The organism is Variovorax sp. UC74_104, assembly GCF_044055375.1.
In the GTDB taxonomy this organism is placed as follows: Bacteria; Pseudomonadota; Gammaproteobacteria; order Burkholderiales; family Burkholderiaceae_C; genus Variovorax.
Genome location: NZ_CP171978.1, coordinates 5,015,336 through 5,030,842, shown reverse-complemented (window position 1 = coordinate 5,030,842; position 15,507 = coordinate 5,015,336). Strand labels below are relative to the sequence as shown.

13 protein-coding genes and 1 pseudogene are annotated in these 15,507 nt (G+C 65.2%); 2 read left to right on the top strand and 12 right to left on the bottom strand.

Going from position 1 to position 15,507, the window contains the following annotated elements; genetic code table 11:
- Positions 1–7: 7 nt before the first annotated feature.
- Genes ACHMXA_RS23670 through ACHMXA_RS23660 form a run of 3 tightly spaced genes read right to left on the bottom strand, consistent with a single transcriptional unit; the run spans position 8 to position 2,198 of the window.
- On the bottom strand, positions 8–661 hold the full coding sequence (locus ACHMXA_RS23670) for a glutathione S-transferase family protein (RefSeq protein ID WP_395316509.1): 654 nt from the start codon (positions 659–661) through the stop codon (positions 8–10).
- Positions 658–1,509, bottom strand: a complete 852-nt coding sequence (locus tag ACHMXA_RS23665) for an aromatic ring-hydroxylating dioxygenase subunit alpha (protein WP_395316508.1) — start codon at positions 1,507–1,509, stop codon at positions 658–660. Before ACHMXA_RS23665 ends, ACHMXA_RS23670 begins: the two co-directional genes overlap by 4 nt.
- A gap of 14 nt (positions 1,510–1,523) precedes the next feature.
- On the bottom strand, positions 1,524–2,198 hold the full coding sequence (locus ACHMXA_RS23660) for a Rieske 2Fe-2S domain-containing protein (RefSeq protein ID WP_395316507.1): 675 nt from the start codon (positions 2,196–2,198) through the stop codon (positions 1,524–1,526).
- Positions 2,199–2,309: 111 nt separating this feature from the next.
- On the opposite strand from ACHMXA_RS23660, the gene ACHMXA_RS23655 reads away from it, so the two are divergent.
- Together ACHMXA_RS23655 and aroQ are read left to right on the top strand one after the other, a co-directional pair.
- Positions 2,310–3,278: a LysR family transcriptional regulator gene (locus tag ACHMXA_RS23655; RefSeq protein ID WP_395316506.1), complete on the top strand. Its 969-nt coding sequence runs from the start codon at positions 2,310–2,312 to the stop codon at positions 3,276–3,278.
- Between the two features lie 37 nt (positions 3,279–3,315).
- Positions 3,316–3,756, top strand: a complete 441-nt coding sequence (gene aroQ / locus ACHMXA_RS23650) for a type II 3-dehydroquinate dehydratase (protein ID WP_395316505.1) — start codon at positions 3,316–3,318, stop codon at positions 3,754–3,756.
- Between the two features lie 111 nt (positions 3,757–3,867).
- Here aroQ and ACHMXA_RS23645 read toward each other — a convergent pair whose 3' ends face one another.
- The 9 genes and pseudogenes from ACHMXA_RS23645 to asd all read right to left on the bottom strand — a co-directional run bounded on the left by ACHMXA_RS23645 (position 3,868) and on the right by asd (position 15,426).
- On the bottom strand, positions 3,868–5,421 hold the full coding sequence (locus tag ACHMXA_RS23645) for a SpoVR family protein (RefSeq protein ID WP_395316504.1): 1,554 nt from the start codon (positions 5,419–5,421) through the stop codon (positions 3,868–3,870).
- Positions 5,418–6,710, bottom strand: coding sequence for a YeaH/YhbH family protein (locus ACHMXA_RS23640; protein ID WP_184641403.1), 1,293 nt, complete (start codon positions 6,708–6,710; stop codon positions 5,418–5,420). The genes ACHMXA_RS23645 and ACHMXA_RS23640 overlap by 4 nt, the downstream gene beginning before the upstream one ends.
- A gap of 51 nt (positions 6,711–6,761) precedes the next feature.
- Positions 6,762–8,684: a PrkA family serine protein kinase gene (locus ACHMXA_RS23635; RefSeq protein ID WP_395316503.1), complete on the bottom strand. Its 1,923-nt coding sequence runs from the start codon at positions 8,682–8,684 to the stop codon at positions 6,762–6,764.
- Positions 8,685–9,459: 775 nt separating this feature from the next.
- Positions 9,460–10,593 (bottom strand): molecular chaperone DnaJ, encoded by a 1,134-nt coding sequence (dnaJ, locus tag ACHMXA_RS23630; protein ID WP_176667141.1) that lies wholly within the window; start codon positions 10,591–10,593, stop codon positions 9,460–9,462.
- A gap of 109 nt (positions 10,594–10,702) precedes the next feature.
- Entirely contained in the window at positions 10,703–12,640 is a 1,938-nt protein-coding gene (gene dnaK / locus ACHMXA_RS23625) for a molecular chaperone DnaK (RefSeq protein WP_395316502.1), read from the bottom strand.
- A 122-nt stretch (positions 12,641–12,762) separates the two neighbouring features.
- Positions 12,763–13,299 (bottom strand): nucleotide exchange factor GrpE, encoded by a 537-nt coding sequence (grpE, locus tag ACHMXA_RS23620; protein WP_395316501.1) that lies wholly within the window; start codon positions 13,297–13,299, stop codon positions 12,763–12,765.
- A gap of 187 nt (positions 13,300–13,486) precedes the next feature.
- On the bottom strand, positions 13,487–13,837 hold the full coding sequence (locus ACHMXA_RS23615) for an FKBP-type peptidyl-prolyl cis-trans isomerase (protein ID WP_019655816.1): 351 nt from the start codon (positions 13,835–13,837) through the stop codon (positions 13,487–13,489).
- A 258-nt stretch (positions 13,838–14,095) separates the two neighbouring features.
- Positions 14,096–14,398, bottom strand: a pseudogene (locus ACHMXA_RS23610) (winged helix-turn-helix transcriptional regulator); the annotation flags it as partial.
- Between the two features lie 176 nt (positions 14,399–14,574).
- Positions 14,575–15,426 (bottom strand): archaetidylserine decarboxylase, encoded by an 852-nt coding sequence (gene asd / locus ACHMXA_RS23605; RefSeq protein ID WP_176667137.1) that lies wholly within the window; start codon positions 15,424–15,426, stop codon positions 14,575–14,577.
- Between the last annotated feature and the right edge of the window lie 81 nt (positions 15,427–15,507).

Sequence of the window (15,507 nt, the reverse complement as noted above, 5' to 3'; positions counted from 1 at the left end):
AGGATTCTCAGGCAGGGCCTGCAGGGAAGATACCCGACATGCCGATGAACCCCGGCAGGTGGCGGAAATCCCAGACCCAGTTTCGCAGCGCCGGAAACTCGTCGAGCGAGATGCCGCCTTCGCCCGCGAGCGCCACGTAGGGAAAACAGGCGAGATCGGCAACGGTCGGATCGGGCGCCGATGCGAGCCAGCGCAGGCCTTCGGTGGCGCGTTCGGCGAGGTGGTCGTCGAGGACGCGGAACACGGCGCGCGCGCCCGCGCGGCAGGCATCGATGTCGAGGTTGTGGTAGCCCAGCGCGTCGTGCAGCCGCGCGGCCGAGGCGGTGCGGGTGATCTCGTCGGCGGTGGCGAGCCACTGGGCGACCTCGCCGCGCAGCTTCGCGTCGGCGGGATACCAGCGGCCCTGCGGGTCGTAGCGGCTCGCGAGATAGACCAGGATGGCCTGCGCGTCGCGCAGCACGAAGCCGTCGTCGTCGATCACCGGCAGCTGGCCCAGCGGATTGACATTGGCGAGGAACGCGGCCGATTTGTGCTCGCGACCGGGAAAGAAATCGACCGGCACCGTCTGGTACGCCACGCCCAGCCAGGCCACCATCTGCCGCACCTTGAAGCAGTTGCCCGACAGCGGGTAGTCGTAGAGCTTCAGCGTCGCCGTCGTCATGCCGCAGCCCTCACGCCGAAGCGCATGCCGCGCTCGCGCAGCCATCGCCGGTAGGTGACGGAGGAGGTGTCGCCGCGCGTGGGCGTCTCGGCGCGGCCTTCGAGCGGCATGCGCTTGAAGGCGTGGTTCTCCAGGATGGGCTTGTCCTGCCCGAAGATGGTGTGCTGGAAGGCGATGAGCTCAGCGTCGGTGGAGTGGTCGTCGTAGCAGGCCAGCAGGGTGTGGGCGATCACGTGCTCCTCGTCGACGGGCTGCAGGAAGAGGCCGATCGCATCGAGCTCGCCCGCGCGGAAGCTGCTCTTGTAGAGCATGGCCGAGAAGGGCTGCATCACGCGGTATTTGTAGATGACCTCGCTGCCCGAGGAATCGTGAGCCGCGGAGGCGCGCGGCTGCCAGAAGCGGCAGTCGGTGGCCCAGATCTCGCCAGTGGCGGGCTCCACCTGCACCTGGTACTGCGCCACCTCGGTGTGCGGCACCTTGCCGAGGTAGTCGGCATGCACGAACGGAAAGTGCGCCATGTCCAGGAAGTTCTCGATCACGCGCAGGCCCGACACCGCGACGCCGATGCCGCCGCAGTCGACAAGGCGGCGGCCCGGTTCGCCGTATTCGGGAAAGTCGAAGAGCGCGCGGGCCGGGCGGCCGCTCGGGCAGACCCAGAGATAACCGTAGCGTTGCTGCACGGCGAGCGGCGTGTCGCCGAGGCTGCAGCTTGGCGTGCCGTCGGCGTCGGTCGACAGCTGCACGGTCTCGCCGAGCAGGCGGGTGGTGCGCGAGGCCGATGGCGCCGGCGCGGGGCCGACGACCAGCCAGTCGTCGAGCATGTTGGGATCGTTGGTGGCGAAGGGCATGGATCTCTCTTTCTTCAGCCGCGGGGCAGGGCTTCGATGTCGGTGCGCAACTGGCGGGCTGCCGCATGCAGGGCCTTCATGGCGGCCGAGCCGGGCGCCGCTTCGGTCCAGAGGTGGATGAAGGCGAGGCCGGGCTGGGCGTCGAGGACGAGCGCGAGGGTTTCCGCGCCGCCGAGCCGGCCGCGCCAGCCTGGCGAGGCGGCCGTCATGCCGTGCTGCACGAGCGCCGCCCGCGCCGTGGCGGCGGGCGCGCGCACGGTCAGCGTGCGGCAGAAATGCCAGCCGCCAGGGACTGCATCACGCAGTTCGTCTGGAACCGGAGGAGCCTCGGGCGACAGGTTCACCCACAGCATGCCGGCCGTCTCTGCCGTGCCGAAGGTCTTCGCGCAGACGTTGCGCGGCGCTTGCATGGCCGGGTGCGCCGGAATGCTGGTGCACTGCCCGCTGCCTGCCTCGTACTGCCAGCCGTGGTACGCGCAGGCCAACCGGTTGTCGATGACCTGCCCGAGCGTGAAGCGCACGCTGCGGTGGGGGCAGCGGTTCTCCCAGGCCTGGGCGGTGCCGTCGGCCGCACGCCAGAGGGCGAGTTCCTGGCCTTCGGCGAAGCCGGCGACGATGTTGGCGCCCGGGCGCAGGTCGGCCGAGCGCGCGACGGGGTGCCACGTGGCCGTGTCTTGTGGAATGTTCATGGATGGATCGTGGGAAGCGAACTGTTCGCCGGTGATACCGTACCGTTTCCGCCGCACCGATGAAAGTCACATGAAGAGACGCTGCTTTTCATTCCTGCAACGCTGGGCCGCATGAGCCGCATCGATCTCGCCCTGGTCGAGGCTTTCGTGCTCATTGCCCGAAGCGGCAGCCTCACCAAGGCCGAAAGCCTCTCCGGCGTCTCCAAGGCCACCCTGAGCCGGCAGCTCACGCGCCTGGAGGAGCAGCTGGGCGCACAGCTGCTGCTGCGCAGCCCGCGCCGCATCTCGCTCACCGAGGCCGGACACGCCTTTCTCGCGCGCGGCGAAGGGCTGCTCGACGAGGTGAAGGGCCGGCTGGAAGAAGCCAGCACCGAGATCCACGCGCTGACCACGGGCGTGTCGGGCAGCTTGGCGCTGCTGTCGGACACGCAGTTCAGCACCTCCTTCGTCTGCCACGTGGTCAAGCTGTTCCTGGAGGCGCATCCGGACGTGCGCTGCCAGCTCGACGTGGCCAACGGCTTCCATGCGCCGCGCATCGCCGATGTCGACTGCTACGTGTGTTCCGAACCGCCCGATGCGCCGAATCTCGTGGCGCGGCTGCTCGGGCGGCTGAACTACGGGCTGTACGCGAGCCCGCAGTACCTGGCGCGGCACGGCACGCCCTCGTCGCCCGACGAATTGGCGGCGCACCAGTCCATCGTGATGAAGGAATCGGCAGGGCGCTCGCAGGTGCTGCTGGTGTCGGGCACGGCCAGCTTCGCCTTCAGGCCCGAGCCGGCCTTCGAGACCAACGACCACTGGGTGATGAAGACCTTCTGCATCGACGGCCTGGGCGTCGCGCTGCTGCCCGCCTTCTTCGTGCGGCCCGAGCTGGAGCAGGGCGTGCTGGTGCCCGTGCTGCCGCAGTGGCAGCCGGAGCCGCGGCGCATCTACTGCGCCTACCAGCGCCAGCGCTACATGGGGCAGAAGCTGCGCTCCTTCGTCGACCTGATGGCGCGCTGCGTGGTCGACATCGATTCGTACAACTACTACGTCGGCTCGACCGCAGCGCGTAGGCGCAGGACGGCCGCGAGAACATAATCGGCCTCCGTTCGCCAGATTCCGCCAGACAACCATCATGAAGAAGATCCTCGTCCTCAACGGCCCCAACCTCAACCTGCTCGGCACGCGCGAGCCCGAACAGTACGGACGCGACACGCTGGCCGACGTCGAGCGCCTGTGCAAGGAAACGGGCGCGAAGTTCGGCGTCGAGATCGAATGCCGTCAGTCGAACCACGAAGGCGTGCTGATCGACTGGATCCAGGAAGCCGGCCGCGAGGTGGCGGCAGGCAACATGATCGGCGTGGTGATGAACCCCGGCGCCTACACCCACACCTCGATCGCGCTGCACGACGCCATCAAGGGCGCGAGCGTGCCGCTGATCGAGCTGCACATCTCGAACGTGCACGCGCGTGAAGAGTTCCGCCACCACTCATACATCTCGCCCGCGGCGAAGGGCATCATCGTGGGGCTGGGTGTGAAGGGCTACATCCTCGCCATCACGGCGTTGGTTTCCTGAGAGGAAGTTCTTCGTGGAACACCGCGGAACCGGCTTTGCCGGGCCGCAGGTGTTGCCCCCTGCAAGGGGGGTGGCGTAGCGACACGAAGTGCGCGAAGCCTGGGGGGTAGCCTAATACTGTTGTTTGGGCGCCGAGGCCTTCCAGCTGCGGCTGATCCGGCCCTGGCTGTCGATGCTCTCCAGGTGCACGTCGAAGCCCCAGAGCCGTGCGACGTGCTTGAGCACCTCTTCCGCCGTGTCGTGCAGCGGCAGGTTGTTGCGCTGCGTGTGGCGCAGCGTCAGCGAGCGGTCGCCGCGCATGGCCACGTTCCACACCTGGATGTCGGGCTCGCGGCTACCCATGTCGTACTGGCGTGACAGCGATTCGCGCAGTGCGTGGTAGCCGCTGTCGTCGTGGATGGCGGAAACCTCCAGTTCTGACTCGCTCTGGAAGTCGCGGATCGAGAACAGGCGGAAGTCCCGCATCGTCTTCGGACTCAGGAACTGGCCGATGAAGCTCTCGTCCTTGAAGTTGCGCATCGCGTAGTCGAGCGTGCGCAGCCAGTCGGTGCCGGCGAAGTCGGGGAACCAGCGGCGGTCTTCCTCGGTGGGCTTCTCGCAGATGCGGCGCAGGTCGGTGTACATCGCGAAGCCCAGCGCGTACGGGTTGATGCCGCTGTAGGCGCGGTGGCCCACCGGCGGCTGGAAGATCACGCCCGTGTGCGAGCTGAGCCACTCCATCATGAAGCCGTCGGCGAGCTGGCCGCGGTCGTACATGGTGTTGAGCAACGTGTAGTGCCAGAAGGTGGCCCAGCCTTCGTTCATGACCTGGGTCTGGCGCTGCGGGTAGAAGTACTGCGCGATCTTGCGCACGATGCGCACTACCTCGCGCTGCCACGGCTCCAGCAGCGCGGCGTTCTTCTCGATGAAGTAGAGCAGGTTCTCCTGCGGTTCCGCCGGAAAGCGCTTGGCCGCATCGGCCTCGGCGGCCTGCTCGCTCTTGCGCGGCAGCGTGCGCCAGAGGTCGTTCACCTGCTGCTGCATGTGGCGCTCTCGCTCGGCGCGCTGGGCGGCCTCCTGCGCCAGCGAGCGCTTCTGCGGGCGGCGATAGCGGTCGACGCCGTAGTTCATCAGCGCATGGCATGAATCGAGGAGCTCCTCGACCGCATCGAGTCCGTGGCGCTCCTCGCACTCGGCGATGTAGTGCCGCGCGTAAACCAGGTAATCGATGATGGACGAGGCGTCCGTCCACATCCGGAACAGGTAGTTGCCCTTGAAGAAGCTGTTGTGGCCGTAGGCCGCATGCGCGATCACCAGGGCCTGCATGGCCATGGTGTTCTCCTCCATCAGGTAGGCGATGCAGGGGTCGGAGTTGATGACGATCTCGTAGGCCAGCCCCATGTGGCCGCGCTTGTAGTTCTTCTCGGTCGAGATGAACTGCTTTCCGTACGACCAGTGGCGATAGATCATGGGCATGCCCACGCTCGCGTAGGCGTCCATCATCTGCTCGGCCGTGATGACTTCGAGCTGGTTCGCGTAGACGTCCAGGCCGTAGCCGCGGGCGGTCTTGGCGATCTCGGAGTGGTAGGTCTCGATGAGTTCGAAGGTCCAGTCCGACGGGCTGGGCAGGCGCTCCAGCCGGGGCAGGCTGGTGGCAGGAGGAGGGGCGGAGATGGCGGTGTTCATGACGTGACCCCTTCCTTCTTGAACAGGTCGCGGAAGACCGGGTAGATGTCCTGCGCGTCGGACACCTTGCGCATCGCGAAGTTGGGCTCCACGCCCTCGAGCTGCTGGTATTCCTGCCACAGGTTCTGCTCGGTCTCTGCCACCTGCACGTAGGCGTAGTAGCGAACCACCGGCAGGATGTTCTCGACCAGCAGCTCGCGGCAGCGGCCGCTGTCCTGGTGCCAGTTGTCGCCGTCGCTGGCCTGCGCGCCGTAGACGTTCCATTCGCCGCTGGGGTAGCGCGCCTTGATGATCTCGTCCATCAGCACCAGCGCGCTCGACACCACCGTGCCGCCGGTCTCGGTGGCGTGGAAGAACTCTTCCTCCGTCACCTCCTGCGCCTGCGTGTGGTGGCGCAGGAAGACCAGGTCGATCTTCTCGTAGTGCCGCGTGAGGAACATGTACAGCAGCATGAAGAAGCGCTTGGCCATGTCCTTGCGCGCCTCGTCCATCGAGCCTGACACGTCCATCAGGCAGAACATGACGGCCTTCGCGCTGGGCACCGGGGTCTTCACGCGGTTGCGGTAGCGCAGGTCGATGGGGTCGATGTAGGGCACGTGCCGCATGGTTCGGCGCACCTCGGCGATGCGCTCTTCCGTCTCGCGGATTTCCTTCTGGATGAAGGGCTGCTCGACCTGCGGATGCTTGCGCAGGCTTTCGAGGTGCGCCTCTAGCCGCTTGAGTTCCTTGCGCGGTTCGCCGCCCAGCGCAATGCGGCGGGCGAGGGCGCCGCGCATCGAGCGCACCACGTGCAGGTTGTTGGGCGAGCCGTCGCTGGTAAAGCCGGCCCGGTGGCTCTTCCACTCGGGCACGTCGGCGATCTGCGTGCGGATGAGGTGGGGCAGCGCCAGGTCGTCGAAGAAGACGCGCATGAACTCCTCGCGCGTGAGGCGGAAGACGAAGTCGTCCTCGCCTTCGCCGCTGTCGCTCGCTTCTCCGCTGCCGGAGCCGCCTCCGCCGCCGCCTTCGGGGCGCTTGATGCGGTCGCCCTTCAGGTATTCCTGGTTGCCCGGGTGCACGTATTCGCGGTCGCCGCCTCGGGCGTGGCCGAACACGGGCTCGGACACGTCGTGGCGCGGCAGGGTCACGTCTTCGCCTTGCTCCAGTTCGCGGATGTTGCGGCCGCTGACGGCGCGCCTCACCGCCTCCTGGATCTGCCCCTTGTAGCGCCTGAGGAAGCGCTCGCGGTTGCCAATGGACTTGTTCTTGCCCGATAGCCGGCGGTCGATGATCTGCTGCAGGATGGCCACGATGTTGTCAACGCTCCTTGCAAAGAGAGAACGAACGGAAGGGCCGTTTTTCTATGAGCTCTTGCGCACCCGCAGATACCACTCGCAGAGCAGGCGCACCTGCTTGGCCGTATAGCCCTTCTCGACCATGCGGGTCACGAAGTCTTCGTGCTTCTTCTGCTCGTCGGCGCTGCTCTTGGTGTTGAAGCTGATCACCGGCAGCAGCTCTTCGGTGTTGGAGAACATCTTCTTCTCGATCACCGAGCGCAGCTTCTCGTAGCTGGTCCACGCCGGGTTGCGCCCCGCGTTGCCGGCCCGCGCGCGCAGCACGAAGTTGACGATCTCGTTGCGGAAGTCCTTCGGGTTGCCGATGCCGGCGGGCCGCTCGATCTTCTCGAGCTCGGCGTTGAGCGAGGCGCGGTCGAAGACTTCGCCGGTGTCCACGTCGCGGAACTCCTGGTCCTGGATCCAGTAGTCGGCGTAGGTGACGTAGCGGTCGAAGATGTTCTGGCCGTACTCGCTGTAGCTCTCTAGGTAGGCGGTCTGGATCTCCTTGCCGATGAACTCCGCATAGCGCGGCGCCAGCAGCTCCTTGATGTAGCTGATGTACTTCTGCTCGACTTCCGGCGGAAACTGCTCGCGCTCGATCTGCTGCTCGAGCACATACATCAGGTGCACCGGGTTGGCGGCGACCTCGGAACTGTCGAAGTTGAACACCTTGGAGATGATCTTGAAGGCGAAGCGGGTGGAAACGCCGCTCATGCCCTCGTCCACGCCCGCGTAGTCGCGGTACTCCTGGATGGACTTGGCCTTCGGGTCGGTGTCCTTGAGGTTCTCGCCGTCGTACACCTGCATTTTGCTGAAGGTGCTGGAGTTCTCGGGCTCCTTCAGGCGCGTGAGCACCGAGAGCTGGGCCATCATGCGCAGCGTTCCGGGGGCGCAGGGTGCCTTCGCCAGCGAAGAGTTGCGCACCAGCTTCTCGTAGATCTTGATCTCTTCCGAGGCGCGCAGGCAGTAGGGCACCTTGACGATGTAGATCCGGTCGAGGAAGGCCTCGTTGTTCTTGTTGTTGCGGAAGGCCTTCCATTCGCTCTCGTTGCTGTGCGCGAGCACGATGCCGTCGAAGGGAATGGCACCGAAGCCTTCGGTGCCCTTGAAGTTGCTTTCCTGCGTGGCGGTCAGCAGCGGGTGCAGCACCTTGATCGGCGCCTTGAACATTTCCACGAACTCCAGCAGGCCCTGGTTGGCCAGGCACAGGCCACCGGAGTAGGAGTAGGCGTCGGGGTCGTCCTGGGCGAAGGTCTCGAGCTTGCGGATGTCGACCTTGCCGACCAGCGAGGAGATGTCCTGGTTGTTCTCGTCGCCCGGCTCGGTCTTGGCGACCGCGATCTGCCGAAGCACCGACGGGTAGCGCTTGACCACCTTGAACTGGCGGATGTCGCCCCCGTACTCCTCGAGCCGCTTGACGGCCCAGGGCGAGAGAATTCGATTCAGGTAGCGGCTCGGGATGCTGTATTCCTTTTCAAGGATCTCGCCGTCCTCGACCGTATCGAAGAGGCCCAGCGGCGATTCGTTCACCGGCGAGCCCTGGATCGCGTAGAAGGGAACGTGCTCCATGAGCTGCTTCAGGCGCTCGGCGATCGAGCTCTTGCCGCCGCCCACCGGGCCCAGCAGGTAAAGGATTTGCTTCTTTTCTTCCAGCCCCTGCGCGGCGTGGCGGAAATAGGACACCACTTGCTCTATGGCGTCTTCCATGCCATAGAACTCCTTGAACGCCGGATAGATCTTGATGACCTTGTTGGCGAAGATCCGCGAAAGCCGGGGATCGTTGCGGGTGTCGACCAGCTGGGGCTCCCCGATGGCCTTGAGCATGCGCTCGGAAGCCGTGGCGTAAGCCATGGGATCGCGCTTGCAGATGTCCAGGTAGTCCTGCAGCGAGATGACTTCCTCGCGGGTGCGCTCGTAGCGGGCGGCAAAGTTGCTGATCACATCCATGGTCACGCCTCCTTCAGGTCGATGGGCTTTATGCCCGATGGCGTGCAGCAGGGGCCTTGCGCAACATTAAAAGGTGTGCCTGCCCATGGCTGCATGCCGCGGAAAACTCCCTTACAACAATCTGCTAACAATCAGCATAAAGCAAAGATTGAACCCGGCAAATCATTTGTTAATTCAGAACCACGACGCCAAGTAAAGTTCAACAAAAAACAAGGAACAAATTTCCGGATTTCAGGTAAATTCAAAGGCTCGCTTTCCTAATTCTCTCCGGGTGAAACACCTATGCCGAATGGCCATCGTCCGCCTTTGGCTTTTCTCCGGGAAAAAATCGCCTATTGAGCTTCGCAGCTCAAAAAAAGAGCGTCTCCTGTTGCAATAACGCGCGATCTGCCGTTCGGTTTATTGTTCAGCTCAAAAAAATATAAAAGCAATCCTCGCGCCACTTTGCGATGGGTCGCTTGCGCGAACCTGTGTGGGAGGCCGGCTCGCCCGGGAGTGAGCCGGCATGTTCTGCGAGGTGGGAAGGTGCGAAGCGCACTGGCGGCGTGCCTGCCTGAAGGCTGGAAGGCCCGCATGCACCAACATGGAGGCCCTGAAACGGCAAAGGGCCGCAGTGCGGCCCTTGCTGGAAGCGGGTGGTCCCGCGAGGAGTGAAGTCTCAGGTGCTACATGCCCGACGCGGAGAAGGATCGGCGCATCGCGCCAGCACCGGATGGCGCACTGGAACAGCCCCTGGGCTGCCCCTCCTTGCACGCCTTTGGTGCTTTTCGATTCGTTAGCTGAAGAATTCCTTCGCCTTGTCGAACCAGCCCTTGTCGGTCGGGCTGTGCTTCTCGCCGCCCTTCTTGAGCGACTCGTCGAGCTCCTTGAGCAGCTTGCGCTGGAACTCGGTGAGCTTCACCGGCGTCTCGACGCGCACGTGGCAGTACAGGTCGCCCGGGTAGCTCGAGTTCACGCCCTTGATGCCCTTGCCGCGCAGGCGGAACTGCTTGCCGCTCTGCGTGCCTTCGGGAATGTCGATGGCCGCCGCGCCCTTGAGCGTGGGCACGTTGATCTCGCCCCCCAGTGCAGCGGTGGTCACGCTCACGGGCACCACGCAGTGCAGGTTGTCGCCGTCGCGCTCGAAGATGTCGTGCTTCTTGAGCCGGATCTCGATGTAGAGGTCGCCCGGCGGGCCGCCGTTGACGCCGGGCTCGCCGCTGCCGGTCACGCGCATGCGCTGGCCGTCGTCGATGCCGGCGCGGATCTTCACTTCGAGCGTCTTGTTGCGCTTGATCTTGCCCTGGCCGTGGCATGCGGTGCAGGGCTCGGGAATGATCTTGCCGCTGCCGTGGCATGTGGGGCAGGTCTGCTGCACGCTGAAGAAGCCCTGGCGCATCTGCACCGCGCCCGCGCCGTGGCAGGTGGTGCAGGTGATGGGCTTGGTGCCGGGCTTCGCGCCCGAGCCGTGGCAGGTCTCGCATTCGTCCCAGGTGGGAATGCGGATCTCGGTGGTCTTGCCCTCTGCGGCTTCCTCGAGCGTGATCTCCATCGCGTAGCTCAGGTCGCTGCCGCGGAAGACCTGCCGGCCGCCTCCGCGGCCCCGGCCGCCGCCGAACACGTCGCCGAAGATGTCGCCGAAGGCTTCCGCGAAGCCGCCGAAGCCTTCAGCGCCCGGGCCGCCGCGCATGTTGGGGTCGACGCCGGCATGGCCGTACTGGTCGTAGGCCGCGCGCTTCTGCCCGTCGGACAGCATTTCGTAGGCTTCCTTCACCTCCTTGAACTTGGCCTCGGCCTCCTTCGAGGTGTCGCCGTGGTTGCGGTCAGGGTGGTGCTTCATCGCGAGCTTGCGATAAGCCTTCTTGATTTCTTCCTCGCTGGCGTTCTTGGGGACGCCGAGGGTTTCGTAGTAGTCGCGTTTGGTGGCCATGGCAGGTCGATCGGGAGATCAGGGGAAGCAGCTGGAACTCGGGTAACTTGAAGCGAGAAAGGCTGGAGCACCCTTTCAGGTGTTCCAGCCTTGGTCGGCGGGCTGGAGATCAGCCCTTCTTGACTTCCTTCACTTCGGCGTCGACCACGTTGTCGTCTGCCTGTGCATGCGATGCAGCTTCTGCGCCAGCCGCACCGGAAGCGGCCGAGGCGCCAGCGGCGGCCTGCGATTCGGCATACATCTTCTCGCCGAGCTTCTGGCTCGCGGTCATCAGCGCGTTGGTCTTTTCCTCGATCGCGGTCTTGTCTTCACCCTTGAGGGCTTCTTCCAGGTCCTTGATCGCGGTCTCGATCGCTTCCTTCTCTGCGGCTTTGAGGCTGGCACCATGTTCGCCCAGCGACTTCTTCACGCTGTGGACCATGGCTTCGCCCTGGTTGCGCGCCTGCACGATCTCGAGCTTCTTCTTGTCGTCGGCCGCGTTCAGCTCCGCGTCCTTCACCATCTTCTGGATCTCGTCCTCCGACAGGCCCGAGCTCGCCTTGATGGTGATCTTGTTTTCCTTGCCGGTGCCCTTGTCCTTCGCGCCGACGTGCAGGATGCCGTTGGCGTCGATGTCGAAGCTCACCTCGATCTGCGGCGTGCCGCGCGCTGCCGGCGGAATGCCTTCGAGGTTGAATTCGCCCAGCAGCTTGTTGCCAGCGGCGATGTCGCGTTCACCCTGGAACACCTTGATGGTCACGGCCGGCTGGTTGTCTTCCGCGGTCGAGAAGGTCTGCGCGAACTTCGTCGGGATCGTGGTGTTCTTGGCGATCATCTTGGTCATGACGCCGCCCATGGTCTCGATGCCCAGCGACAGCGGGGTCACGTCCAGCAGCAGCACGTCCTTGCGGTCGCCCGAGAGCACCTGGCCCTGGATGGCGGCGCCGACGGCCACGGCCTCGTCGGGGTTCACGTCCTTGCGCGGCTCCTTGCCGAAGAAGGCCTTCACCTTTTCCTGCACCTTGGGCATGCGGGTCATGCCGCCGACCAGGATCACGTCGTTGATGTCGCCCACGCTGATGCCGGCGTCCTTGATGGCTAGGCGGCAGGGAGCGATGGTGCGCTCGATCAGCTCGTCGACCAGGCTTTCCAGCTTGGCGCGGGTGAGCTTGATGTTCAGGTGCTTCGGACCCGATGCATCGGCCGTGATGTACGGCAGGTTGATGTCGGTCTGAGCGCTGTTCGACAGCTCGATCTTGGCCTTTTCAGCGGCTTCCTTCAGGCGCTGCAGGGCCAGCACGTCCTTGCTCAGGTCGACGCCCTGTTCCTTTTTGAACTCGCCGATGATGTAGTCGATGATGCGCTGGTCGAAGTCTTCGCCGCCCAGGAAGGTGTCGCCGTTGGTCGACAGCACTTCGAACTGCTTCTCGCCGTCCACGTCGGCAATCTCGATGATCGACACGTCGAAGGTACCGCCGCCGAGGTCATACACGGCGATCTTGCGGTCGGCCTTGTCCTGCTTGTCGAGGCCGAAGGCCAGGGCAGCGGCGGTAGGCTCGTTGATGATGCGCTTGACGTCGAGGCCCGCGATGCGGCCGGCGTCCTTGGTGGCCTGGCGCTGGGCGTCGTTGAAGTAGGCCGGCACCGTGATCACGGCTTCGGTCACGGTCTCGCCGAGGTAGTCTTCGGCGGTCTTCTTCATCTTGCGCAGGATGTCGGCGCTGACCTGCTGCGGGGCCATCTTCTTGCCGCGCACTTCCACCCATGCGTCGCCGTTGTCGGCCTTGGCAATGGTGTAGGGCATCAGGTCGATGTCCTTCTGGACTTCCTTTTCCTCGAACTTGCGCCCGATCAGGCGCTTGATCGCGTACAGGGTGTTCTTGGGGTTGGTGACGGCCTGGCGCTTGGCCGAGGCGCCGACCAGCACTTCGCCGTCTTCCTGGTACGCGACGATCGACGGCGTGGTGCGCGCACCTTCCGAGTTCTCGATCACACGCGTGGTGTTGCCTTCCATGATCGCCACGCACGAGTTGGTGGTGCCGAGGTCGATGCCGATGATCTTTGCCATGTTCTTACTCCTGAAAGCCTGAAAAATATGTTGTTATGAACTTGTGGATAACCCGTCGCGATTCAAGGCATGAAGCGGGGATTTCCTGTGGGAATCTTGTGCGCCGGTGAATGCCGCGGGGCTCACTTCGGCGCGCTGACCGTGACCAGCGCCGGGCGCAGCACGCGGTCGTTGATGGTGTAGCCCTTCTGCAGCACGCTCACCACGGTGTTGGGTTCCTGGTCGGCGGGCACCATCGAGATGGCCTGGTGCTGGTGCGGGTCGAACTTGGTGCCGGGGGCGGGGGCCACCTCGATCACCTTGTTGCGTTCGAGCGCGCTCTTGAGCTGGCGCAGCGTGGCTTCGGCGCCTTCGCGGATCTGCTCGGGCGTGGCGTCCTTGACGGCCAGGCCGGCTTCCAGGCTGTCGGTCACCGGCAGCAGGCTTTCGGCGAAGGCCTCGACGGCGAACTTGCGGGCCTTGCTGACTTCCTCGTCGGCGCGGCGGCGGGCGTTCTGCACGTCTGCCTGGGCGCGCAGGTACTGGTCGGCGAGCTCGGCATTCTTGGTCTGCAGCGCGGCGAGTTCGCCCTGGGCGACGGCCAGCGCGTCCAGCGCCTCGGCTTCATTGGCGGCTTGCGCTGCCTCCAGTTCTTCGGGGCTTGGCTCGCCTTGCAGCATTTGAGAATTCTGTGCGGATTGTTGCGGGTCAGACATTTTTCAAAGAACCGGCACGTGCCGGAAAACAAACGATAGCCAGCCACTTGGGGCTGGCCAGAGGCATTTCAAGCGAAAAAATGAGGCTAAAACGGCCTTGGAGACACGAAAAAGGCCCGGAACCGGGCCTTGGAGCCGTCAGCTGGGAGGCTCAGTGGGCGTCGAGCAGTTCGACGTCGAACTTCAGGGTCGCGTTCGGGGGAATCACGCCGCCCGCGCCGCGAGCGCCGTAGCCCAGCGATGCGGGAATGATCAGCGTGCGCTTGCCGCCGATCTTCATGCCGGCCACGCCTTCATCCCAGCCCTTGATGACCTGGCCTGCGCCCAGCGAGAACGCGAAGGGGTCGTTGCGGTCGCGGCTGGAGTCGAACTTGGCGCCTTGCACGCCGTCGTTGTAGAGCCAGCCGGTGTAGTGCACGTGCACGTGGTGGCCAGCCTTGGCTTCGGCGCCGGTGCCGACTTCGGTGTCTTCGTATTGCAGGCCGGAGGGAGTGGTGGGCATGGGAAACGCTCCTTGCGTCGATGTGAGATCCGTGGATCGAAGGCGCGGAGTTTACCGAGGCCCGGCAGGCGGCCCTGCCGTCCGTCAGCCGTGGCTGGTGTCGTCGCCGGGCGCCGCGGGCGTAGGCGCAGGCGCCGCGAGGGGATCGGGAGAGGGGGCTGCAGCCGGCGCGACCGGGGTTGCGGCGGGGGCGGCCGAGGTGGCCGGGGCGGCAGCGGTGGGTACGGCGGCGGGTGCGGCGGGCGTGGTCGCCGCGGCCTTCTTCATCTGGCCGAGCTGCCACTTGCCGGCAAAGGCCTGCAGGTCGGACAGGCGCTTGAGCAGGTCCTGCCCGCTGAGCGTGAGGCTGTAGCCGTCGCTGCCGTGGCCGACGAGGCCGGCCTCGCGCAGTTCCTTGATGCGGGTGTTGAGCGTGTTGGGAGTGATGCCGCCGACGCTGTCCTGCAGCAGGCGGAAGGTCTGCGCGTGGCCGTCGCGCAGCGCCCAGAGCACGCGCAGTGCGTAGCGGGCTTCGAGCAGGGCGAGCAACTGGCTGACGGCTGCGGTTTCCTTGGTACTCATCGACATCATCTCCTCGAAGCTGGGCGGGCCGTCGGCCTGTGGGGCAGGGCGACGCCTCGCGTTCTTGTGGTTGGTACGAACCGTCTCGTTGGCCGGGGACTATAGCTCAATCGATGAGGATGCTACTAGTTTTGTAGCTGTGAAGGCAATCTGGGTGCGGGTTGTGAGACAAAGCCTCACAAATTGGCGTAGTCGGCCATGGCTTCGCCCAGCCGGATCGCGCGGCCTGGAGACCACTGCGGGTTGAAGGCCAGCGCGGGCGCCGGGAAAAGCATGACTACGGTGGAGCCCAGCAAGAACCGGCCCATCTCGTCGCCCTTGCGGATGTCGATCTGCTGGTCGGTGTAGTGCCACTCGCGCAGTTCGCCCACGCGCGGCGGGTTGACCACGCCGTGCCACACGGTGGCCATGCTGCCGACGATGGTGGCGCCCACCAGCACCAGCACGAAGGGCCCGCGCGCCGATTCGAAGACGCAGACCACGCGCTCGTTGCGCGCGAAGAGGCCGGGCACGCCGCGCGCCGTCGTCGGATTCACCGAGAACAGGTCGCCCGGCACGTGGATCATGCGCACCAGCCGGCCGTCGCAGGGCATGTGGATGCGGTGGTAGTCCTTCGGGCTCAGGTAGAGCGTGGCGAAGCTGCCGTGCGCGAACTTGGCGGCCAGCGTGGCGTCGCCGCCCACCAGCGCCGTGGTCGTGTAGTTGTGGCCCTTGGCCTGGAAGATCTGGTCGCCCTCGATGGCGCCGAACTGGCTGATCGCGCCGTCCACCGGGCAGATCAGGTCGGCCTGCGCGATGGGCCGCGCACCGGGCTTGAGCTCGCGGGTGAAGAACTGGTTGAAGCTCTTGTAGTGGCGGATGTCCGACTCGAGCGCCTCGCCCATGTCCACGCCGTACTTGGCCACGAAGCGCCGGATGATCCACGTCGTCACGGCGCCCCGCTCCTTGCCCGCGACCCAGCCGGCGAAATTGGTCAGGGCCTGCTTGGGAAACAGGTATTGGGGCAGTACGGCGGAGCGGTCGGACACGTGGGAAGGATCTGGAAAGCGGATCGGAGGGGCATTCTATAAAGGGCTTTTCGCCCGGGGCGTAGGAAGCTTCCCTTGGTT

What these genes read in the sequence shown, in the direction of transcription:
- ACHMXA_RS23670 (WP_395316509.1), bottom strand. Translation starts at nt 661, where the DNA reads ATGACGACGGCGACGCTGAAGCTCTACGACTACCCGCTGTCGGGCAAC.
- ACHMXA_RS23665 (WP_395316508.1), bottom strand. Translation starts at nt 1,509, where the DNA reads ATGCCCTTCGCCACCAACGATCCCAACATGCTCGACGACTGGCTGGTC.
- ACHMXA_RS23660 (WP_395316507.1), bottom strand. Translation starts at nt 2,198, where the DNA reads ATGAACATTCCACAAGACACGGCCACGTGGCACCCCGTCGCGCGCTCG.
- ACHMXA_RS23655 (WP_395316506.1), top strand. Translation starts at nt 2,310, where the DNA reads ATGAGCCGCATCGATCTCGCCCTGGTCGAGGCTTTCGTGCTCATTGCC.
- aroQ (WP_395316505.1), top strand. Translation starts at nt 3,316, where the DNA reads ATGAAGAAGATCCTCGTCCTCAACGGCCCCAACCTCAACCTGCTCGGC.
- ACHMXA_RS23645 (WP_395316504.1), bottom strand. Translation starts at nt 5,421, where the DNA reads ATGAACACCGCCATCTCCGCCCCTCCTCCTGCCACCAGCCTGCCCCGG.
- ACHMXA_RS23635 (WP_395316503.1), bottom strand. Translation starts at nt 8,684, where the DNA reads ATGGATGTGATCAGCAACTTTGCCGCCCGCTACGAGCGCACCCGCGAG.
- dnaJ (WP_176667141.1), bottom strand. Translation starts at nt 10,593, where the DNA reads ATGGCCACCAAACGCGACTACTACGAAACCCTCGGCGTCCCCAAGAAC.
- dnaK (WP_395316502.1), bottom strand. Translation starts at nt 12,640, where the DNA reads ATGGCAAAGATCATCGGCATCGACCTCGGCACCACCAACTCGTGCGTG.
- grpE (WP_395316501.1), bottom strand. Translation starts at nt 13,299, where the DNA reads ATGCTGCAAGGCGAGCCAAGCCCCGAAGAACTGGAGGCAGCGCAAGCC.
- ACHMXA_RS23615 (WP_019655816.1), bottom strand. Translation starts at nt 13,837, where the DNA reads ATGCCCACCACTCCCTCCGGCCTGCAATACGAAGACACCGAAGTCGGC.